Source organism: Nitrosomonas marina (genome assembly GCF_900111605.1).
Classification (GTDB): Bacteria; Pseudomonadota; Gammaproteobacteria; order Burkholderiales; family Nitrosomonadaceae; genus Nitrosomonas; species Nitrosomonas marina_A.
This window is the reverse complement of record NZ_FOIA01000026.1, coordinates 22,208-42,597: the sequence shown is the minus strand read 5'-3', so window position 1 is coordinate 42,597 and position 20,390 is coordinate 22,208. Positions and strand designations below refer to the sequence as shown.

Sequence of the window (20,390 nt, the reverse complement as noted above, 5' to 3'; positions counted from 1 at the left end):
TAGGAGATTAAGATGGGGGTCACAAGTATTCGCCTCAATTCCGATGTTGAAGCACCACTGGAAGAATTGGCACAAAAGCTAGATAGAAGTAAAAATTACATTATAAATCAAGCTATTAAGGAATTCGTTACGCGTCAGTCGATGGAGGATGAGCGCTGGAGCGACACGTTGAATGCTTTGGAATCGGTAAAGTCCGGTAATACCGTGAATGAAAAAGAAGTAAGCGCGTGGCTCCAATCCTGGGGGAGTGAAGAAGAGAAAACACCTCCCGGGGTATGAAAATAGAATTCACAATCGATTCGATAAATGATTTGCTCAGGTTACGAAAATTTATCGAGGAAAAGAATCCGATTGCAGCAAAACGAATAGCAAGAGAACTACTTAACGGCGTCAAAAAGCTAAAAGCCTTTCCCAAGATCGGGTTGCCCGTTCTACGCGCTCAAGATCCTGAAAATATTCGAGACTTATTTATTGGTCATTACACTGTCCGCTATTTGATCACCAACAAAGTGATTTATATATTGCGGATATGGCATGGAAAGGAAATTGAAAAAGACTTATAACAAGCAGCTCCACGATGACCGCGCAAACAGCGCGCGGCATGTGAGCTGAGCGTTAGGCATAGAAATACGGAAGCCACGTGCAAATGGGGTCGTGTCTTGCAAAACAACATTCAAATTTTCCTCTTTATCCAACTCGTAACACTTCCCAACGCAGCAGACAACCGATCCGGTTGCACATTTCTGTAATTCCAGAAATTTATCGCTTATTTTCTTGCTTGCCAAACCCGTGGCTGCCGCCTTTGATGAAGAACGCCAATTACAACAATATATTGGTTTTTATCCATGAAAAACACAGCGAAAGGGAAACGTTTGCATAATGCGCGCCTGATGTTTTTGTAAACCTTTTTATATCGTTGCGGGGTTTCTTCAATCTTGTTAATGACTGCATCTATTTCATCAATGAATTCAATGCCGAGATTCTGACGCTGTGCTTCATACCATTCATAGCCTTCTTTCCGAAGTGTGAGCACAGTGTGTTTATCCTAAAATTCGTTTTTTAACATCCTGCCACGGCGATCCTTCAGCAGGGTTTGCATGATAGGCCGCGAGTCTTTTCTCCAATTCCTGCTTATGCCATGTTGGTATTTCTACAGCTTCAGGGATTTCCGCGATTGAATCCCAAATATCTTCAACCAGTTGAATGCGTTGTTCTAACGGCATTTCAGCGATATCTGATGCTGTGATTGATTTCATGGGCTTATCTACAGTCTTACAGTCCTTTAATGCCTTCTATAGCTTATTTTCTATCCAACCATTTACACTCTCCAATGCCGCAGGCAATCCATCCGGCTGCGTGCCGCCCGCCTGCGCCATGTCTGGCCTGCCGCCACCTTTGCCGCCTACCTGCCGGGCAACGAAGTTGACGAGCTCGCCGGCTTTGATCTGTTTGGTAAGATTGTTACTTACACCAGCAATCAAGGCGATTTTTTCAGCCTCAACAGTAGCCAGCACAATGATGCAGGTCTCGAGTTTATCTTTGAGTCTGTCCAGTGTTTCGCGCAGCGATTTGGCGTTGGCACCTTCGAGACTGGCGGTGAGCACTTTGACGCCTTTGATGTCTTGCGCTTGCGATACCAGGTCATTACTTTGGGAGCCGGCGAGTTTCGTTTTCAGTGTGGAGAGTTCTTTCTCAAGTGCTTTTTTGTCCTGTTGCAAATGGTGAACAGCCAATGGTATTGCACCACCCTGATGTAACGGAACTTTCAGCATTGCCGCACTTGCTCTTCGATCGTCTTCCAGTGTTTCTACATAATGTAGTGCACGATCACCTGTGCAGGCCTCAACGCGCCGCACCCCTGCAGCTACACCACTCTCGGAAATGATCTTAAACAATCCGATATCACCAGTGCGCTTCACGTGAGTTCCGCCACACAATTCCCGTGAAGAACCAATATCCAGTACGCGTACTTCGTCACCATATTTTTCACCGAAAAGCATCATTGCGCCGGATTTTTGTGCTTCCCCAATCGCCATGATGCGTGCCTGGCACTCTGTATTGATAAGGATTTCTTCATTTACCTTTTTTTCCACCAAGCGAATTTGCTGCTCAGTCAATGGTTCGTTATGGGAAAAATCGAAACGTGTTCTCTCATGATCTACTAGTGAGCCTTTTTGCTGTACGTGATCGCCCAATACTTCCCGTAGTGCTTTGTGCATTAGATGCGTCGCAGAATGGTTGCGCGTAGTCCGAACGCGTGCTAATGAATCAACTTCAGCAAGTACTTTATCGCCAGTAACTACTCGCCCGCTGCTCAAAACACCTTTGTGGCCGAAAACATTCGCCTGTATTTTTTGCGTATTTGTTACATCAAATGTACCGTTGCCTGCCAATAACTTTCCGCTGTCGCCGACCTGGCCGCCTGATTCGGCATAAAAAGGCGTATGATCCAGCACAATGACTGCTTCATCGCCTGCTTCTATAAAATCGACCGGTGTGCCTTCTTTGTAGATCGCTAAAATTTTGCCTTCATGCTGCAGCGCGTTATAACCGTGAAAAACAGTCTGGTTGCCGCTATAGGTAAGGCCTTCGTTCATGGTGAACTTGTTGGCAGCGCGTGCCTGCTCACGCTGCCGTGCCATAGCTCTCTCAAATCCTTCGTTGTCTATGCTGATGCCACGTTCGCGGGCGATGTCGGCGGTCAGGTCGAGTGGAAAGCCAAAGGTATCATACAGGCGGAAAGCTGTTTCGCCGTCAAGCACGCTGATTTTTTTGCTGATCGCGTTATCCAGCACCTGCATGCCGTGCTCCAGCGTTTCGGCAAACCGTTCTTCCTCCTGCTGAAGAACACCGGCAACCCGTTCTTTTGCTGCGGGCAGTTCAGGGTAGGCTTCGCCCATGACACTACACAGATCGGTTACAAGCCGGTAAAAAAAAGGCTTTTTCTGGCCCAGGCGGTATCCGTGTCGAATAGCCCGGCGGATGATGCGCCGCAATACATAACCGCGGCCTTCGCTGCCAGGTATTACACCGTCGGTGATCAGGAACGCGCACGCGCGGATATGATCGGCGATGACCTTGAGCGAGTTGTCTTCCAGGTTCTGCGTGTTGGTAACACGCGCGGCGGCTTTGATCAGATCCTGAAACAGGTCGATGTCATAATTGCTGTGTACCTGCTGCATGACGGCGGAAATGCGTTCGAGTCCCATGCCGGTGTCGACCGATGGTTTGGGCAGCGGATGCAGTTCGCCGCCGCTGTCCCGGTTAAACTGCATGAACACCAGATTCCAGATTTCGATGTAGCGGTCACCCTCTGCTTCGGCGGAACCGGGTGGCCCACCCGCAACATCGGGACCGTGATCGTAAAAGATTTCGGAGCAGGGCCCGCAAGGTCCGGTATCGCCCATCTGCCAGAAGTTGTCCATGGTGTCGATACGTACGAACCGCGCGGGATTGATACCGATTTCGTTGAGCCAGATATCGGCGGCTTCGTCATCCTCGGCGTAGACAGTGATCCAGAGTTTTTCCTGCGGGATTTTAAGGGTGTCAGTCAGAAATTCCCAGGCGAATTGAATCGCGTTGCGCTTGAAATAATCGCCAAAACTGAAATTGCCGAGCATTTCAAAGAAAGTATGGTGCCGTGCCGTATAGCCGACATTTTCCAGATCGTTGTGTTTTCCGCCGGCGCGTACGCAACGCTGCGAACTGGCGGCGCGCGTATAGCTTCTCTGATCCTGACCCAGAAATACATCCTTGAACTGCACCATGCCCGCGTTGGTAAACAGTAATGTCGGGTCGTTAGCGGGTACCAGTGGGCTGGAAGCGATAATGGTATGACCGTGTGTCTTAAAAAAATCCAGAAATTTTTGTCGTATTTCGCTGCTTCTCATCGGTTTTGTATTTGTTCGTATCGTTGCAATTCAACAACCGTCGTGCCAAGCGCTTCGCCCTTGATAACCGCAAGATTATCAATGCGGACACGCACCGTAATTGTTCTTCCCATTTCAGGCAGATTATCACTTGTGAGTATGATAATCTCGCCGGTATTATCTTCCAGAACATAGGCTTTTAAATCGATAACGGGTATGCGCGTCGGGTCTTTGGTGACGCCTCTGAGCGTGACCGTCCTGCCGTCAAAGCGTGCCGGTGACGCATTGATTTCCTGTATTGCCGTGATGCTGCCGGCATACACAGGCGCGACCAGCATCGACAGCAGAAGAGAAAAAACGATTGTGATTACAGCAATAGCAGATTTCATTGTGCATCCTTTTCAGCCTGTAGCAATACCTTGCGGATAATCTCCGGTGAAAAGCCCCTGCCTGTCAGAAAACGCATTTGCCTGCCCCGTTCTTTAAGATCACGGGGTGGTGTGCCGAATTTTTTCTGCCAGATTTGTCTTGCAATTTCGAGATCGGTTTCTTTAAGGTCCGGCAGCAAACTGGCAATGTGCGCCACATCGACGCCTTTTTCTTTGAGTTCGTGCACGATACGCTGGCTACCGAACCGGGGCCGGCGTGTCCGGCTGGTTTGTTCGGCAAAACGTTCGGTGGATAAATAGCCCTGCTGCTCGAGCCGGTCGAGCACTTCGGACAACACCTGGTCTGATTGTTCATGAGCAGACAGCTTTTTTTCGAGTTCGTACCGGGAATGCTCGCGTCTGGCCAGATAGCGTAACGCGCGTGTTTCAAGCCGCAGTGAATTGCTGTCCGACACCTTCATTGTTCTTTGTCTTTAGGTGCCTGAAGTGAATGGTCGGGACTGAAAACACCGACCGCCTCACGGATTTTCTGTTCGATTTCCTGCGCGGTTTCATGGTGTTCCTTGAGATATTCACGTACATTATCTTTACCCTGGCCGATTTTGTCGCCGTTATAGGAATACCAGGCCCCGGCTTTATCGATTAATTTATGCTGCACGCCCAGTTCGATAATTTCGCTTTCGCGGGAAATTCCCTCGCCGTATAGAATATCAAATTCAGCCTGCTTGAAGGGCGGTGCGACCTTGTTCTTGACCACCTTCACACGTGTCTCGTTACCGATGGTTTCTTCCCCTTTTTTGATAGCGCCGGTACGACGTATTTCAAGCCGGACGGAAGCGTAGAATTTCAATGCGTTGCCGCCCGTCGTGGTCTCTGGGTTACCGAAAATGACACCGATTTTCATGCGGATCTGATTGATGAAAATTACCATGGTGTTGCTGCGTTTAATGTTGGCGGTCAGCTTTCTGAGTGCTTGAGACATCAGCCTGGCCTGTAAACCCATTTGCGGATCACCCATTTCACCCTCGATTTCAGCGCGCGGCGTAAGCGCAGCGACAGAATCGATAACGACTATATCGATTGAACCGGAACGGACCAGCATGTCCGCGATTTCCAGTGCCTGCTCGCCATTGTCCGGTTGTGAAATCAGAAGCTCCTGAACGTTTACGCCTATTTTTTTTGCATAGTGTGGATCCAGTGCATGTTCCGCGTCGATAAATGCCGCTGTTCCTCCGAGTTTCTGCATTTCGGCGATTACTTGCAGGGTAAGTGTTGTTTTACCTGACGATTCAGGGCCATATATTTCTATGACGCGGCCGCGCGGCAAGCCTCCAACGCCCAAAGCAATGTCAAGGCTTAGTGATCCGGTAGAAACTACCTGTATATCATTGGCGACATCGTTGTCGCCCATTCGCATAATTGAGCCTTTGCCAAACTGTTTTTCAATCTGGGACAGCGCTACAGCGAGCGCTTTGCTTCTGTTTTCGTCCATTTTTTTTCCTGTAGTGAATCGGCAGATTATCGCATATTCAGGTCTGATTGATGAAGCTTGTTGTTTTCAAGCAGCTTTTATTTAATTTTTTTGATTCTGGAATAAAACAAGTCTCGAGTATCTTGCCAGCCTAAGCTATAATGTCGACCGGAAATTTTGTGACAGCAAGTCGAATTGCTTTTCAGCTGTCAATGATACGCATTTATCGCAGAACATACTGACAATAGAAAGAAATAAGGAGAACAGCTATCCGAGTCATATTACTGGGCGGTCCAGGTGCCGGCAAAGGCACGCAAGCCAATTATATCAAGGAACATTTTGGCATTCCGCAGATTTCGACGGGGGATATGCTGCGAAGCGCCGTTAAAGCAGGTACCGAACTGGGCATGATGGCAAAAAAAATCATGGATGCCGGCGGCCTGGTGTCCGATGACATCATCATCAATCTGGTCAAGGAGCGTATCGCCAAGCCGGATTGTGCCAATGGTTTTTTATTTGACGGCTTTCCCCGTACTATCCCACAGGCAGATGCCATGAAGGCAGCGGGCGTACGGATTGATTGTGTGGTTGAAATTGACGTTCCGGATGACGAGATTATTCGGCGCATGTCTGGCCGCAGAGTTCATCCGGCCTCAGGTCGCACTTATCATGTCATTTTCAATCCGCCGAAAGTTGAAAATCTCGACGATATAACCGGTGAGCCATTGATACAGCGGGATGACGATAAGGAAGAAACCGTTCGGAAAAGGCTGGCGGTTTATCATGAGCAGACGGAGCCGCTGATTACTTATTATTCCAACTGGTCCGAAAAAGGCATTGATGATGCTCCCCGTTATGTCAAGGTCTCCGGTATCGGGAGTGTTGAAGAAATTCGTGACAGGATTCTGGCAGCATTAACACTCTGAATGCCGCACCTTGACATCATAGTTTTATCGTATCGCTTTCAAAAAACAGCACAGTAGCAATATACGAGTCGTAGTGATTGCATAGGGCTTTTTATATGCGCTGTAGTTTTAAATTAAAGGATTGTATCTTTTGGCAGTAGGGTTTTGCTTACGAGTTGATCAATCAGGAGAAATAATGTTATGTCCATAAAAAATGCATTTTATGCTCAATCTGGTGGCGTGACGGCTGTGATTAATGCTTCGGCAGCCGGTGTTATTGAGGCTGCGCGCCAGCATCCCGACAAAATCGGCAATGTATATGCCGGCCGCAACGGCATTATCGGTGCACTGACCGAAGATTTGATCGATACCAGCGCCGATTCGGCAGAAGCCATAGCAGCGCTGCGCCATACGCCATCGGGCGGTTTCGGTTCATGTCGGTACAAGCTAAAAAGCATAGAGCAGAACCGTCGTGAATATGAGCGTTTGATCGAGGTGTTCAAGGCGCATAATATCGGATACTTTTTTTATAACGGTGGTGGTGATTCAGCAGATACCTGCCTCAAGGTTTCGCAAATCTCTGATACCTTGGGATTTCCGATTCAGGCAATACATGTGCCGAAAACCGTTGATAACGATTTGCCGATTACCGACTGTTGCCCCGGCTTTGGTTCGGTTGCCAAATATATTGCGGTTTCAACGCGCGAAGCCAGTTTTGATGTGGCCAGTATGGCTAAAACTTCTACAAAGGTTTTCGTGCTGGAAGTAATGGGCCGTCATGCCGGGTGGATTGCGGCAGCTGGTGGTCTGGCTTCGAGCAAGGATTGTGAAATTCCGATCGTGATTCTATTTCCGGAGATAACGTTTGATAAAGCGAAATTTCTCGCCAAAGTAGATAGCTATGTCAAGAAATTCGGTTATTGCTCTGTTGTTGTTTCTGAGGGCGTCAAGGGTGAAGATGGCAAGTTTCTGTCTGATCAGGGGTTGCGTGATGCTTTCGGTCATGCGCAACTGGGCGGTGTTGCACCGGTTGTGGCCAATATCATCAAAGACGGTCTGGGACTGAAATATCACTGGGGTGTGGCTGATTATCTGCAGCGTGCTGCTCGTCATATTGCATCCAAAACAGATGTTGACCAGGCCTATGCTATGGGTAAGGCAGCTGTCGAGTACGCGATTGCCGGCCACAACTCCGTTATGCCAACAATTGAGCGTGTTTCCAACACGCCTTACAGCTGGAAGGTTGGTATGGCCGAACTTGCAAATGTCGCAAATGTTGAAAAAATGATGCCGGCTGAATATATCAGTGAAGATGGGTTCGGTATCACTGAAGCTTGTCGTGAGTATCTTCTGCCACTCATTGAAGGTGAAGATTATCCACCCTACAAAAACGGTTTGCCAGATTACGTGCGGCTAAAAAATGCGTCAGTTGCAAAGAAACTGGAAGGGTTTGAAATCTAGGCGGCTAAAAAAGGTGCATATAAACAACAAGTGCATATAAAATATGGGCCTTTTTCCCTGGGGTTTTGAACAAGTATTTAATTATGTGGAATTATTAGGCCGAAATTCTACGTATGATTTTAAATGGTCTGACTTTAAGTGGAGTTCTTTATGTCTAACGGTTTAATTATCGCAATTGGTAGTGGGATTCTAGCCCTGATATACAGCGGCATATGGATCAGAGGGATTTACACCCAGTCTACCGGTAATTCACGCATGCAGGAAATTGCCTCTGCAATACAGGAAGGCGCCTCGGCGTATCTTAATCGTCAATATACAACCATCGGTATTGTTGGGTTGATTCTGTTTCTGGCCATTGGTCTGGCATTGACATGGGATACCGCAATCGGTTTTGCGCTTGGTGCCATTTTATCCGGAGCGGCCGGATATCTCGGAATGAATGTTTCTGTCCATTCCAATGTGCGCACAGCAGAAGCAGCCCGCACCGGTTTGAATGAGGCGCTTGCAATCGCATTTCGTGGCGGTGCGGTCACGGGTATGCTGGTCGTAGGTCTGGGACTGCTGGGCGTTGCCGGTTATAGCGCCTGGTTGTTTAATGGTGCGGATCCCGACGCCGCGGTCAGCGATGTAATTAAACCTTTAATTGGTTTTGCTTTTGGCGGTTCGCTGATTTCTATTTTTGCGCGTTTGGGCGGTGGTATTTTTACCAAGGGCGCTGACGTCGGTGCGGATCTGGTCGGTAAGGTTGAAGCGGGCATTCCAGAAGATGATCCACGTAACCCTGCAGTGATTGCCGATAACGTCGGCGATAATGTTGGCGATTGTGCGGGTATGGCTGCTGACTTATTTGAAACCTATGCAGTGACGATTATCGCAACCATGCTGTTAGGTGCATTGCTCTTTTTGAATAATGAAATGAGCGCTGTGGTTTATCCACTCATGCTGGGTGCGGTTTCTATCATTGCATCAATTATCGGCTGTTACTACGTCAAAATGCAGGAAGGCGGAACAATCATGAAAGCATTGTATCGCGGATTGATTGTTGCCGGCGGTATTGCGCTGCTTGCCTATTTACCTGTGACCGTCTGGTTTATGGCAGATATGTCGCTTGAAGTCTCGGGTGTTGAAGTTGCCGGTGGCGCGCTGATAATGCGTGTTTATCTGGCTGCTGCTATTGGTTTGCTGCTGACAGGGGCGATGGTCGTGATAACCGAATATTACACATCAACCGATTATCCGCCAGTACAGCATATTGCTGAAGCTTCCACCACAGGACATGCCACCAATATTATTGCCGGCTTGGGTGTGTCAATGCGCGCAACCGCGGCGCCAGTATTGGCAGTCTGTCTGAGCATTCTGATGGCTTATTCACTGGCCGGTTTATACGGCATTGCTATTGCCGCAACCGCAATGCTGTCAATGACAGGAATTATTGTGGCGCTTGATGCCTACGGACCGATTACCGATAATGCAGGTGGTATAGCGGAAATGGCGGAAATGCCTGAGTCTGTACGTGCGATTACCGATCCACTCGACGCCGTCGGCAATACAACAAAAGCAGTGACCAAAGGTTATGCAATTGGGTCTGCCGGTCTTGCAGCATTGGTGTTGTTTGCGGATTATACGCACGGATTGGAGAAAGCGGGTCATATGCTGACATTTGATTTATCCAATCATATGGTTATCATTGGCTTGTTTATCGGCGGACTAATACCATATCTGTTTGGCGCCATGTCTATGGAAGCAGTTGGACGTGCTGCCAGTTCAGTGGTGATTGAAGTGCGCCGTCAGTTCAGGGAAATCGATGGAATTATGGAAGGCACTGCCAAACCTGACTATTCGCGTGCGGTCGATATGCTGACTAAAGCGGCTATCAAGGAAATGATGATTCCGTCACTTCTTCCTGTGCTCGCTCCGTTACTGGTTGGCGTTTTGCTTGGGCCTCAGGCGCTCGGTGGTGTGCTCATGGGTTCTATTGTTACCGGTCTGTTTGTGGCGATTTCCATGACAGCCGGTGGCGGTGCCTGGGATAATGCCAAGAAGCATATTGAGGATGGTAATTTTGGGGGCAAGAACAGCGAAGCGCATAAAGCCTCTGTCACAGGTGATACCGTGGGTGATCCGTACAAGGATACAGCCGGACCGGCAATTAACCCATTGATTAAAATTATCAATATAGTGGCATTAATGATTATTCCGTTGCTGTAACTGATTTTTGGGTAAGGTAAAAAGGCACGCCATCATGGCGTGCCTTTTTTTATTCATAATCAGCTCTGAATACAATTCAGAGACGGTTTTAATTTCCCCGAAGTTTAATGCCAAGTAGTTTTATCTTTCGATACAAATGTGTGCGTTCCAGTCCCGCGCGTTCAGCGACTCGCGTCATATTGCCGTTTTCTTCTTCGATCAGTCTTTCAAAGTATGTTTTCTCGAATAAATCACGTGCTTCCCGTAAAGACAGGTCAAACGGAATATCAGGTGCTGATGAGGGTGATGACGTTGATTCCGGGAAGACCATGGCCTGTTGGACCATATCTGCGGTAATTTCATCGCCTGTACAAGTTAGAGCCAAAGAATGTACGACGCCTGTCAATTGTGTCAGATTGCCCGGCCAATCATAATTGCGCAGACAATTAAGAGCAGCTGTGCTGAACTGAAGTACCGGTGAGACTTCGCCAGATTCGGCAAAACCAGACAAAATCTGGTTGGCAAGGTCAGGGATGTCTTCGCGGTGCGCACGCAGCGACGGTACTCCGATGGTCAGTCCACTAAGAGATTCATATAATTTGGTATTATAATTGTTTTGCGCAGCCAGTTCGGCTAATGGCTGCGATGTGGCGCAGACCAGACGGACATTATATTTGTCCAGTTTACTTAGCAGTAGCAGCAGGCCTTTTTGTGCCAGTTTATTGGTTTCGCCGATATCTTTTAAAAATAATAATCCATCTCTGGCCTGTTCAAGCAAATCCAGAGGTTTTTCAGCTAAAATTGCCAGTGAGTCTGGCTCCACCCATGGCGTATTAGGACGATGCAGAAAATGTGCGCAAATTTCCATACCCACGCCGGGTTCGCCCATCAGCAGCAAAGGTGTTTTTAGATTAACCACTTTTTCCAATTTCTTTTTGAGTTCGACAATCAGTGTGCCCTTACCAAGACTTGCCAGCGAAAGTGCGGTATGCTGTTTATTTTGACCCCCGCGCATAGCTTTTCCGACTGTACTGAGCAATTTCTTGAGAGGGATGGGTTTCTCCAGATATCCGAAAGCACCAATACGCGTTGCTTCAACCGCAGTATCTATAGTGCCATGCCCCGACATCATAATAACCGGCATGGTCAGCATGCCGCTGCTCGCCCAGTCTTTTAGTAGTGTTATCCCATCCGTGTCGGGCATCCAGATATCAAGCAAAACCAGATCGGGTCGTGTTTGATTGCGCCAAATCCTCGCCTGTTCAGCATTCTCAGCCAATGCGACACGATAGCCTTCATCACGCAAAATCTCAGATAGCAATTCGCGTATTCCGATCTCGTCATCAACTATCAATATTGTATTATTTGTCATCATTATTATTTTATCCTCAGTCTCTAGCTTAGTGATGCTAAATTTTCAGATATTGGCAGAGTAATGCTGATCTGAGCCCCATGCGGTTTCAGGTTTTCGATGCGAATTGTTCCCGAATGTTCTTCTACAATTTTTTTGACAATCGGCAGACCCAGTCCTGTACCTTTGGGTTTGGTGGTTACATATGGCTCAAAAACCCGTGATTTGACTTCGTCAGAAAAACCGCTTCCATTATCCCGGATCGTTAACTGTATGCTATCTTGCATCGCTTCAGTCTCAATTTCAATCACAGGCTTCTCGGTTCCGTTTAAAGCGTCTTGCGCGTTGAGCAGCAGGTTGTGGAGTACTTGGCGTAATTGCGTGGAATCTCCAAGAATAGCTGGTAGCTTGTCAGCAAGCTTGTGCTGAATATGGATGTTGGCATGTTTCCTGCGAGTAGTATTGGTGGAGTCATAAAGTGACAGAATCTCTCTGACCAGCTGGTTGATATCAAGCTGACGCATTTCAAGCGCCGGGGCACGGGCGTATTGATTAAATTCGTTGACCATGCGTTTAAGGGCCTCAACCTGATTGACGATGGTTTCAATTGAACGCCGCAGAATCAAGGCATCCTGTTCATTCAGTTTCTCCGCCAGCTTATGCTCCAGTCGTTCTGCGGATAGCTGAATTGGTGTTAACGGATTCTTGATTTCATGCGCCAGTCGCCGTGCGATTTCACTCCAGGCTACTGCGCGCTGAACTTGCAGCAGACTTGTAATATCGTCGAATACAACGACACCTCCTCCCGAAATTGCCGGCAGACGTGTACCGCGCAGGTGCAAAACTTGATTGTTGCCATCATTGGTGCGCGTCATTTGTCGCTGCCATACACCTGTTTCACCCGAATTGAAGCCTGCCCGAATTTCTGCGACCATTGCGCTCACCTGTGGTTCTTTTTCCACACAGCCATCAATGACTGCACCGTCCAGACTGATCAAAGGCGTCTGTAGTATCTGCTCTGCGCTTCTATTAGCCTTGATCAGGACCAGATTCTCATCAAAAACCATGACACCGGACGATAGGTTTGCAAGAATACTTTCCAGGTGAGCGCGCGCGCTTTCAACTTCATGTTGATTATGCTGGGCTATTGCACGGGCTTCTTCCAGCTGCTGCGTCATCAGATTGAAGGACTCGGTCAGAATACCTAATTCATCCCGGCTTTGTACCAGATGCCGACGGCTGTAATCGCCTTGCGCAATTGCTTTGGTGCCCTCTGCCAGCATACTTAATGGCGAACTCAGATTTTCGCTCAAGATGGAAGCGGTTGCCAGTGCGGAGAATAATGATAGCAATAATGACAATGTCAGGGTAACGCTATACAGCCGGGTCAAACCCTGGCGCGATAGCGAGAGTTCCTGATAGTCCCAGTAACCTTCCTGTACTTTTTCGGCGTTGCGCGCCAATAGTTCCGGAACAGGCTGTAATAATTGAAGAATCCTGATATCGTCATCCAGGTTTAATACATTGACCGGAGCCAGAACGCGCAGGTACAGGCCTTTGTCTGCAATCGGTTCAATGGCGCTGTAGGCTTTTTGTGTTCTGATATGACGCATTACTGTTCCGCTCGGGACTCCAGGAAATAATGTCAGGTTATTTTCGCTCGAAAATGCAATAACTTTGCCTTCCTGATTAAATAGGGTGGCTTCCTCTATCTGCGTCTGTAAGGTGAGTTCGCTGAGTGCAGCTACTTGTGATGTAGATGGGTCAGATAGCGATAGTGCTGCTGCTTTGGCCTTTTTTTGCAATTCTTCCAGTAAATTTTCAAGCATAGTCTGGCCCAGGTGCAGCCCACTTTCGAGCGCACGGTCAACCTTGACATCAAACCAGGATTCAATGCTTTTTTCCAGGAACTGAACAGAAACCGTGTAGACTAGCGCTCCTGGTAAAATAGCCATTAAAGAGAAGATTAACAATAATCGTAGCGCCAGTCTTGAGCCAAAAACACCGGATTTGAGGCGGCGTATGAAGCGCCATAACAGATAGCCGACTACGATGATAAAGAGCAGAACAAAGACGATATTGATAATTAACAACAACTGATAGCGCCGTTCAAAAAAATCGGTATTCGCACCGGCAGTTGCCAGCAGAAATAGCATGATTGCTCCAAGTGCCGCGCCGACAATCAACACATACTTCATTGCTGGATAGATATGGAAAACGGTTGATCAGGAGTTGGTAACGCCATTCGCCATTCCAGACGATCAGAACTCAAGTTCCAGGCGCTGGAACCGAGTGCCTCAACCTGGAAAGGTTTGGGCATGCGTGTCAAATCAAGCCATAATCTGAGTGTTGCATTGTACTGAACGTTAGATCTTAGTTCATGGTAGATTGTCAGTGGGTGATCGCGCAGTCGCTGCAATGCAACGAGCGCGTCGCTCAGTGTTGTATAGCTTCTCGAGAAGGTGTGATCGCTGAGAATATATCGGCGCGTGAGCGCATGATACCGTAGACCGGTTCGTGTTTTGATGCGAGCGACTTCCTTATCGAACCAGTACCAGCGGGATTCAACCAGCGTGAATTTGTTTACGAAATACAGTACAACGCCTTTTTCAAGCGCCTGTTCCAGCGTCGGGTTTAGTTCTATAGCGGAATTGATGCTGACTGCATAACCGCTATCAGCTGTTGCCAGTTTAAAGGAACGTACCTGAATGCTACCATAGGCATGTGAGTTTGCAGCATATAAAAAACATGTTCCTGATATGATAATGATGATCAGGCTTGTGAAACCACGCCATTTCATGACAGCCTACAGTTTGTGTAATAAAGTATAGAAAAAACCGTCGTGCAGACTATCCGGCAGCAATTGGCCATCCAGCAGATCCGGGCCTGAAACGGTTTCAATACGGGCATCGTTTTGGTGCTGTAAAAATTGCTTGATCAGCCATTTGTTTTCTTCCATAAACACTGAACAGGTAACATAAAGCAACTTACCATTTCTTGCTAAAGTTTGCCATAAAGCATGCAGGATTGCCTGTTGCTGCACGACAAATTTTTCAAGATCAGATTCGCGCCGAAGCCATTTAATATCCGGATGGCGACATACCACACCTGATGCAGAGCAAGGCACGTCGGCGAGAATGCGATCAAATTCTTTTCCATCCCACCATGAACCTGGATCAGCCGCATTTCCACATATGATATTTGATGCACGCATTCCCAAGCGCTCGAAATTTTGTTCAATCTGAGCAAGGCGGTCGTTATCATGATCCATTACTGTTAATGATATATCGGCCAGTTCCATCAAATGCGTACTTTTGCCGCCGGGTGCAGCGCAGGCGTCAAGCACGCGCATGCCTTGGTGAGCATCAAGCAGAGGTGCTGCGAGCTGTGCACCGGCATCCTGTACGGAAACCATACCTTCGCTAAAGCCGGGCAATGCCGCTACATTGACAGGCTTCTTAAGCAGCAACGCGCTATGCCAGATTCTCTGGGATTCCATATCATGCTCCGAGAGCAAATGCTGATAACCGGCAACACTGATTTTGCGTTGGTTGACGCGTACAGTCATCGGCGGGCGCTTATTACCGGTATTCAGAATCGAACGGTAATGCTGCGGATATTGAGAACGTAATTTGTTGATCCACCATTGTGGATGGGAAAACCGACCGATATCTTTTGTTTCTACTTGTGCCAGTAAAGAAGTCTTCTGCCGTAAAAAATTGCGCAGCACAGCATTGACCAGCCCATGAAGTCGGTTATTCTGTGTCAGCTTGTGCGCAGCCGAGACGGTCTGGTTGATAATGGTGTACGCGGGTGTTTTGCTGTAGAGTAGCTGATAAAGTCCAGTCAATAGCAAGCAATAGATTTTTTTATCTTGCGGTTTTTTCGACAGTAATATCGCCAGAATCTCGGTTAGCTGTCCGTAAAAACGCAAAACACCATAACTGCAATCCTGGATGGCACCTCTTTGCTGACCTGACAGTATTGCATGTTTCTGCCAGCATTCGTTAAGGGTTTGGGTTAGGCTGTGACCGGCTAAAACGTGATTAACAACAGAAATAGAGATTAACAGTGTTTTAGTCATGTGTCATGAGTGGCTGCTTCCGGCACAATCAAAATGGTCGCCCACGGACATTTTAAAACCAGCCAAAAATTCAGCTGCGGTCAGTTTTTTTCCGCCGGATCTTTGGACGGTTTCAAGCCGCAGCATTCCTGATCCGCAAGCAACAATAATACCATCCGGGTTGATTGCCAGGATTTTTCCTGGCTTGTCGGACTGCTCTGAAGTTGCTCTTGCCTGCCAAATTTTTATTTGATTGCTTCGAAAGGTTGTATAAGCGCCCGGTATCGGATTAAAAGCCCGGATTTTTCGATCGATTTCTACAGCTGATAATTGCCAGTCAATTTTGCCCTCATTTTTTTTGATTTTGGCAGCATAGCAGGCTTGCAAATCGTCCTGTTTTACAGGTAATAGTTGTTGGTGTTGTAATAATTTCAACGCTTCGACAATGGCTTGTGCACCCAGCGTGGACAATTTGTCATGCAGCGTTTGGGCTGTATCTTCAGGCGAAATGGGGACGCTTTTCTTCAGGAGGATGTCACCTGTATCCAGTCCGGCATCCATTTGCATAATCGTGATTCCCGTTTCTTTGTCGCCTGCCTGGATGGCGCGCTGAATAGGTGACGCACCGCGCCAGCGGGGTAGCAGAGATGCATGAATATTTAAGCAGCCGGCTTGTGGTATGGATAGCACGGATTTAGGTAGAATCAGCCCATATGCGGCCACAACCATTACATCCGCATTTACTGCTGCGATGGATGTGTGCCACTGTGGATCCTTAAGTGATAGCGGTTGCAATACCGTCAATCCATGCACTTCGGCCAGGCGTTTGACAGCACTGGGGGTCATTTTCATTCCTCTGCCTGCAGGCCGGTCCGGTTGAGTGAGTACCAGAACAATGTCATGATTTGCCGAAATCAGCGCATCCAGTGCAGTCGCAGCAAAAATCGGCGTTCCCGCAAAAATAATTTTCATGATGTTGTTTATTTTGTATTACTGGTATTTAAAACCGGGATTGTTTGAATTTTGACACGGAGCTGGTTAGGAGTGCGATGCTACATTGCACTGCGCTGGTTTTTTTTTAGCTTTGTCAAAACCCTGGATTGCTTGAATTTTGACCAGTATTCTACGAATACCTTGCCTTCGAGATGATCCATTTCATGTTGAATACAAACAGCCAGCAACCCTGTTGCGTTGAGTGTAAATGGCTCACCTTCGGCATTCAAGGCCTTAACTGTTACCGACTCGGAACGTTTGACCTTGCCAAAAATTCCGGGTACCGACAAGCAGCCCTCTTCATATTCAAATGTGCCGTCACGCTCAATAATTTCCGGATTAATCAATACCTGTAACTGGTCGTGTGTTTCAGATATATCAATCACAATGATACGTTCATGGACGTCAACCTGTGTTGCCGCCAAACCAATGCCGGGAGCGGCGTACATAGTCTCGGCCATATTACTGATCAAAATACGCGTATCATCATTTACCTCGGTAACGGGTGCAGCTATGGTGTGAAGTCTATTATCGGGGTACTGTAAAATTTTCAGAATAGCCATAAAAAATTATTTATTTTATCAAATCAAACCGCTTATATAGACCGTATCATTGATGAGTAATTCTGTACTCATTGAAATTCTTTTCTGTCTCCGAGGTAATTCATGCGAAAGCTTATTATATCGATGGTTATGTGTCTCAGCCTGCTGACCGCTTTGTCTGCGAAAGCTGTAGATAATAGCATGTTAAAAAGCGATGTGCCGCACCGGTACGAAGTGGTCGAAGGTGATACTTTGTGGGGCATTGCGGCACGATTTCTGAAAGAGCCGTGGCGCTGGCCTGAAATTTGGGGACTTAATCGCAGCCAATTAAAAAATCCGCATAAAATTTTCCCGGGTGATACGATCATATTGGAAAAGTCCTTGCAAGGGAATCGCCTGCAGCTTATTCAGGGCAAGGGAGACCAAAGAACTGTTAAGTTATCGCCACGAATACGAATTGATCAAGCTCAATCAAATGCCATACCCAGTATCCCCGCAGCAGTTATTGAACCGTTCCTGAGCCAGCCACTTGTGGTTGATAGGGATGGTTTGGCGAATGCTCCGTATTTGTTGGGTACCAGTGATAATCGGGTTGTGTTAAGTACAGGCAATACTGTGTATGTTGCCAATATGCCGGATCATCTGGGTAAGGCATGGCAGATCTTTAGATCTGGTAAAGCACTGAAAGATCCAGATCAAAATAATCAAGTGATAGGATTTGAAGCGGAGTACCTGGGTAACGCCAGTGCTAGAGTATTTGATGAAATCAGTACCGCAGTTATTACACATTCTACACAGGAAATCCTCAAGGGCGATCGGCTGGTTCCAGCACCCGGGCTTATATTTAATAATTATGCACCCCACGCGCCTGATTCCTTTATTGCTGGACGCATAATTTCTGTGTATGGAGGAGTCACGGAGATCAGCAGAGGAGCTATCGTTACATTGAATAAGGGTATGCGGGATGGCCTGGAAATGGGACACGTTCTCGCCGTCTTTCGTAGAAGCCAAACGCGTTTGCCGGATGGAAAAATGATTGAATTGCCTGAGGAGCGCACCGGGTTGGTTTTTGTGTTCAGGGTATTTGATCAGTTGTCGTACGCGCTTGTCGTCCGCAGCACGGGCACTATCAAAATTCTGGATGCAGTAAAGAATCCATGATCTGAATAACGTTATCTGAATCAGGATTCTTGAAGCTGTTGAATCAGGCTTGACAGCAGAACTTTGTTGCAGGAATACTAAAAGCCATCGTTATTTAGATGAAACGGCTTTTCTGTGCAAAGCAATGATATGAAACATGCAACCGATATTGAATTTTGGCTGCAACTTTGCCTTATTCAAGGTGTTGGTGATGAATCCATAAGAAGGCTGTTGGTTGCATTCGGTTCGCCTGAGGCCGTTTTATCCGCCCCTGTAAAGGCACTTGAGAGTGTGGTTAAAAAATCGGTCGCCAGACATATCAAAGATGGTCCGGACCCAAATAAAGTGACTGCTACACTAGCATGGCTTGAAAATGCGACAAATTCGGTTATCACCTTGGCTGACCAGGATTATCCTGCTCAATTACTGAATATATCCGATCCGCCACCAATACTGTATTTCAAGGGCAGGCGCGAGCTGTTGAAGAAGTCATCATTAGCGATGGTTGGAAGCCGTAATGCAACACCACAGGGTTTGTCGAATGCAGAGGCCTTTGCTGAATCTATCAGTAATGCAGGAATCTGTATAGTCAGCGGTATGGCGCTGGGTATAGATACCGCGGCGCATCGCGGCGGTCTGCGAGGCGCTGCGGGCAGTATAGCAGTTGTAGGTACAGGACTTGATATTGTGTACCCGGCACGAAATCATTCGCTTGCACATCAACTGGCGAAAGATGGCGCGCTGATCTCGGAACTGCCGCTTGGAACGCCGCCCGTTGGTAAAAATTTTCCCAGAAGAAACCGGATTATCAGTGGTATGAGTCAGGGATGTCTCGTTGTCGAAGCCGCAATGCGTAGTGGCTCATTGATCACGGCACGGCAAGCGCTTGAACAGGGACGAGAAGTGCTGGCCATACCAGGCTCTATTCATTCTCCGCTGTCAAAAGGGTGTCATGCACTCATCAAGGAAGGTGCCAAGCTGGTTGAAAGTATTCAGGATATTCTGGATGAACTGAATTATCCGGCCATTGATCAAAGGCAGTATGAAAAAAATGATACTGCAGATCTTGATTTAACAAATGAAAATACATGGCTGCTGCAGTGTCTGGGGCATGATGTAGTTGATGTGGATACATTATGTGTGCGCAGTGGCTTGACGGTTGAGTCTGTATCCGCCATGCTATTAACACTTGAACTTGATGGCCAGATAGCCAGTCTTCCCGGCGGGTGTTATCAAAGAGTTGCTAAATAGGTTAAGCTTTGTAAGTAAGATACGTAAAGAATAAAAGAAAAAGATTAATGATTGAATTTTTCGTTTATGTTTCAGGTCGGACAATTGACAGATCCGTGCTCGTGGCACAAGCTGTAACCCAAGGTGTTGTCGCTGTAAATATAGATTATTTTTTGAAATTAAATAATGTTTGATATATTGTATTATCTCTTTGAAAATTATTTTGATTCAGGAAGTTATCCTGACTCTGAGACATTGACGCGTAAACTGGTGTTGGCCGGTTTTGATGATGAGGAAATACATCAGGCACTGGATTGGCTTTCAGAGCTGGCGCGTCAAGATACTGGTGATTATCCTGCTTCTTTGGCAGAAAACGACTCATTTCGCTGCTTTAGCGCGCATGAGATGGAAAAAATTGATACTGAAGGACGCGGTTTTATTATCTTTCTTGAACACGCCAAAATTATTAATCCGTTGCAACGAGAGTTGTTGATTGACCGTGTCATTGCCATGGACGAAGACTCATCGAGCCTGGATAAAATCAAATTAATTGTTCTGACAGAGCTATGGGTGCAAAATCAACTTTCAGATGATGCCGTGCTGGAAAAATTATTAATTGTGAGTGACACACACTTTAAGCATTAGTCCTGCTTTTTATGTTGTTAGTCATTTCGTTTGAAAAAATTGTTTTTTCAGTAATGTATCTGCTCTGCAAAGGCTATTTCAAATCTGAACGTGAAAACGTTTTTGTTAAAAGTATGGCTAATTCTCGCCTGCATGAGAGGAAGC

General features: G+C 47.1%; 20 protein-coding genes. 8 read left to right on the top strand and 12 right to left on the bottom strand.

Features of this window, described 5'->3' with window-relative positions; genetic code table 11:
- Positions 1-12 precede the first annotated feature (12 nt).
- Both BMY62_RS11790 and BMY62_RS11785 read left to right on the top strand, forming a co-directional pair.
- Positions 13-279, top strand: a complete 267-nt coding sequence (locus BMY62_RS11790) for a ribbon-helix-helix protein, CopG family (RefSeq protein WP_090660113.1) — start codon at positions 13-15, stop codon at positions 277-279.
- Positions 276-563: a type II toxin-antitoxin system RelE/ParE family toxin gene (locus BMY62_RS11785; RefSeq protein WP_090660110.1), complete on the top strand. Its 288-nt coding sequence runs from the start codon at positions 276-278 to the stop codon at positions 561-563. The genes BMY62_RS11790 and BMY62_RS11785 overlap by 4 nt, the downstream gene beginning before the upstream one ends.
- Before the next feature lie 203 nt (positions 564-766).
- Here BMY62_RS11785 and BMY62_RS11780 read toward each other — a convergent pair whose 3' ends face one another.
- From BMY62_RS11780 to recA, 6 genes are read right to left on the bottom strand one after another with little or no spacing between them, the layout of a single operon-like run.
- Positions 767-1,033 (bottom strand): type II toxin-antitoxin system RelE/ParE family toxin, encoded by a 267-nt coding sequence (locus BMY62_RS11780; RefSeq protein WP_090660107.1) that lies wholly within the window; start codon positions 1,031-1,033, stop codon positions 767-769.
- 7 nt (positions 1,034-1,040) lie between these two features.
- Positions 1,041-1,256, bottom strand: coding sequence for an addiction module protein (locus BMY62_RS11775; protein WP_090660105.1), 216 nt, complete (start codon positions 1,254-1,256; stop codon positions 1,041-1,043).
- A 36-nt stretch (positions 1,257-1,292) separates the two neighbouring features.
- On the bottom strand, positions 1,293-3,890 hold the full coding sequence (gene alaS / locus BMY62_RS11770; RefSeq protein WP_090660102.1) for an alanine--tRNA ligase: 2,598 nt from the start codon (positions 3,888-3,890) through the stop codon (positions 1,293-1,295).
- Positions 3,887-4,258, bottom strand: coding sequence for a hypothetical protein (locus BMY62_RS11765; RefSeq protein ID WP_090660099.1), 372 nt, complete (start codon positions 4,256-4,258; stop codon positions 3,887-3,889). The genes alaS and BMY62_RS11765 overlap by 4 nt, the downstream gene beginning before the upstream one ends.
- Positions 4,255-4,719 (bottom strand): recombination regulator RecX, encoded by a 465-nt coding sequence (gene recX, locus BMY62_RS11760; RefSeq protein WP_090660096.1) that lies wholly within the window; start codon positions 4,717-4,719, stop codon positions 4,255-4,257. Before recX ends, BMY62_RS11765 begins: the two co-directional genes overlap by 4 nt.
- A complete protein-coding gene (gene recA / locus BMY62_RS11755) occupies positions 4,716-5,750 on the bottom strand; it encodes a recombinase RecA (RefSeq protein ID WP_090660093.1) in 1,035 nt (344 codons plus the stop codon). Before recA ends, recX begins: the two co-directional genes overlap by 4 nt.
- Before the next feature lie 248 nt (positions 5,751-5,998).
- Between recA and adk the strand changes: the two genes are divergently transcribed.
- The 3 genes from adk to BMY62_RS11740 all read left to right on the top strand — a co-directional run bounded on the left by adk (position 5,999) and on the right by BMY62_RS11740 (position 10,303).
- Entirely contained in the window at positions 5,999-6,655 is a 657-nt protein-coding gene (gene adk / locus BMY62_RS11750) for an adenylate kinase (RefSeq protein ID WP_090660090.1), read from the top strand.
- 180 nt (positions 6,656-6,835) lie between these two features.
- A complete protein-coding gene (locus BMY62_RS11745; RefSeq protein WP_090660087.1) occupies positions 6,836-8,095 on the top strand; it encodes a 6-phosphofructokinase in 1,260 nt (419 codons plus the stop codon).
- A gap of 150 nt (positions 8,096-8,245) precedes the next feature.
- Positions 8,246-10,303, top strand: coding sequence for a sodium-translocating pyrophosphatase (locus BMY62_RS11740; RefSeq protein WP_090660085.1), 2,058 nt, complete (start codon positions 8,246-8,248; stop codon positions 10,301-10,303).
- Positions 10,304-10,391: 88 nt separating this feature from the next.
- Here the strand turns inward: BMY62_RS11740 and BMY62_RS11735 are convergent, their stop codons facing one another.
- From BMY62_RS11735 to def, 6 genes are all read right to left on the bottom strand, one after another.
- Positions 10,392-11,654 (bottom strand): sigma-54-dependent transcriptional regulator, encoded by a 1,263-nt coding sequence (locus BMY62_RS11735; protein ID WP_177170377.1) that lies wholly within the window; start codon positions 11,652-11,654, stop codon positions 10,392-10,394.
- 23 nt (positions 11,655-11,677) lie between these two features.
- Positions 11,678-13,831 carry a sensor histidine kinase gene (locus BMY62_RS11730; protein ID WP_090660079.1) on the bottom strand — a complete coding sequence of 718 codons (2,154 nt, stop codon included), beginning with the start codon at positions 13,829-13,831 and terminating at the stop codon, positions 11,678-11,680.
- A complete protein-coding gene (locus tag BMY62_RS11725; RefSeq protein WP_090660076.1) occupies positions 13,828-14,433 on the bottom strand; it encodes a DUF4390 domain-containing protein in 606 nt (201 codons plus the stop codon). Before BMY62_RS11725 ends, BMY62_RS11730 begins: the two co-directional genes overlap by 4 nt.
- A 6-nt stretch (positions 14,434-14,439) precedes the next feature.
- On the bottom strand, positions 14,440-15,717 hold the full coding sequence (gene rsmB, locus BMY62_RS11720) for a 16S rRNA (cytosine(967)-C(5))-methyltransferase RsmB (protein ID WP_090660073.1): 1,278 nt from the start codon (positions 15,715-15,717) through the stop codon (positions 14,440-14,442).
- Between the two features lie 3 nt (positions 15,718-15,720).
- A complete protein-coding gene (gene fmt, locus BMY62_RS11715) occupies positions 15,721-16,668 on the bottom strand; it encodes a methionyl-tRNA formyltransferase (protein WP_090660070.1) in 948 nt (315 codons plus the stop codon).
- A gap of 80 nt (positions 16,669-16,748) precedes the next feature.
- Positions 16,749-17,252 carry a peptide deformylase gene (gene def, locus BMY62_RS11710; RefSeq protein ID WP_090660067.1) on the bottom strand — a complete coding sequence of 168 codons (504 nt, stop codon included), beginning with the start codon at positions 17,250-17,252 and terminating at the stop codon, positions 16,749-16,751.
- 102 nt (positions 17,253-17,354) lie between these two features.
- Between def and BMY62_RS11705 the strand changes: the two genes are divergently transcribed.
- The 3 genes from BMY62_RS11705 to BMY62_RS11695 all read left to right on the top strand — a co-directional run bounded on the left by BMY62_RS11705 (position 17,355) and on the right by BMY62_RS11695 (position 20,246).
- On the top strand, positions 17,355-18,392 hold the full coding sequence (locus tag BMY62_RS11705) for a LysM peptidoglycan-binding domain-containing protein (protein ID WP_090660065.1): 1,038 nt from the start codon (positions 17,355-17,357) through the stop codon (positions 18,390-18,392).
- A 129-nt stretch (positions 18,393-18,521) separates the two neighbouring features.
- The gene (gene dprA, locus BMY62_RS11700; protein WP_090660062.1) at positions 18,522-19,622 is read left to right on the top strand and encodes a DNA-processing protein DprA; all 1,101 of its coding nucleotides are present in this window, start codon (positions 18,522-18,524) and stop codon (positions 19,620-19,622) included.
- Between the two features lie 165 nt (positions 19,623-19,787).
- A complete protein-coding gene (locus tag BMY62_RS11695; protein WP_090627737.1) occupies positions 19,788-20,246 on the top strand; it encodes a Smg family protein in 459 nt (152 codons plus the stop codon).
- Positions 20,247-20,390 lie beyond the last annotated feature (144 nt).

Coding starts and splice junctions, on each gene's coding strand:
- BMY62_RS11740 (WP_090660085.1), top strand. CDS start 8,246: ATGTCTAACGGTTTAATTATCGCAATTGGTAGTGGGATTCTAGCCCTG.
- BMY62_RS11775 (WP_090660105.1), bottom strand. CDS start 1,256: ATGAAATCAATCACAGCATCAGATATCGCTGAAATGCCGTTAGAACAA.
- BMY62_RS11765 (WP_090660099.1), bottom strand. CDS start 4,258: ATGAAATCTGCTATTGCTGTAATCACAATCGTTTTTTCTCTTCTGCTG.
- recX (WP_090660096.1), bottom strand. CDS start 4,719: ATGAAGGTGTCGGACAGCAATTCACTGCGGCTTGAAACACGCGCGTTA.
- BMY62_RS11725 (WP_090660076.1), bottom strand. CDS start 14,433: ATGAAATGGCGTGGTTTCACAAGCCTGATCATCATTATCATATCAGGA.
- recA (WP_090660093.1), bottom strand. CDS start 5,750: ATGGACGAAAACAGAAGCAAAGCGCTCGCTGTAGCGCTGTCCCAGATT.
- BMY62_RS11705 (WP_090660065.1), top strand. CDS start 17,355: ATGCGAAAGCTTATTATATCGATGGTTATGTGTCTCAGCCTGCTGACC.
- def (WP_090660067.1), bottom strand. CDS start 17,252: ATGGCTATTCTGAAAATTTTACAGTACCCCGATAATAGACTTCACACC.
- BMY62_RS11730 (WP_090660079.1), bottom strand. CDS start 13,831: ATGAAGTATGTGTTGATTGTCGGCGCGGCACTTGGAGCAATCATGCTA.
- dprA (WP_090660062.1), top strand. CDS start 18,522: ATGAAACATGCAACCGATATTGAATTTTGGCTGCAACTTTGCCTTATT.
- BMY62_RS11790 (WP_090660113.1), top strand. CDS start 13: ATGGGGGTCACAAGTATTCGCCTCAATTCCGATGTTGAAGCACCACTG.
- rsmB (WP_090660073.1), bottom strand. CDS start 15,717: ATGACTAAAACACTGTTAATCTCTATTTCTGTTGTTAATCACGTTTTA.
- BMY62_RS11745 (WP_090660087.1), top strand. CDS start 6,836: ATGTCCATAAAAAATGCATTTTATGCTCAATCTGGTGGCGTGACGGCT.
- BMY62_RS11785 (WP_090660110.1), top strand. CDS start 276: ATGAAAATAGAATTCACAATCGATTCGATAAATGATTTGCTCAGGTTA.
- alaS (WP_090660102.1), bottom strand. CDS start 3,890: ATGAGAAGCAGCGAAATACGACAAAAATTTCTGGATTTTTTTAAGACA.
- fmt (WP_090660070.1), bottom strand. CDS start 16,668: ATGAAAATTATTTTTGCGGGAACGCCGATTTTTGCTGCGACTGCACTG.
- BMY62_RS11735 (WP_177170377.1), bottom strand. CDS start 11,654: ATGACAAATAATACAATATTGATAGTTGATGACGAGATCGGAATACGC.
- BMY62_RS11695 (WP_090627737.1), top strand. CDS start 19,788: ATGTTTGATATATTGTATTATCTCTTTGAAAATTATTTTGATTCAGGA.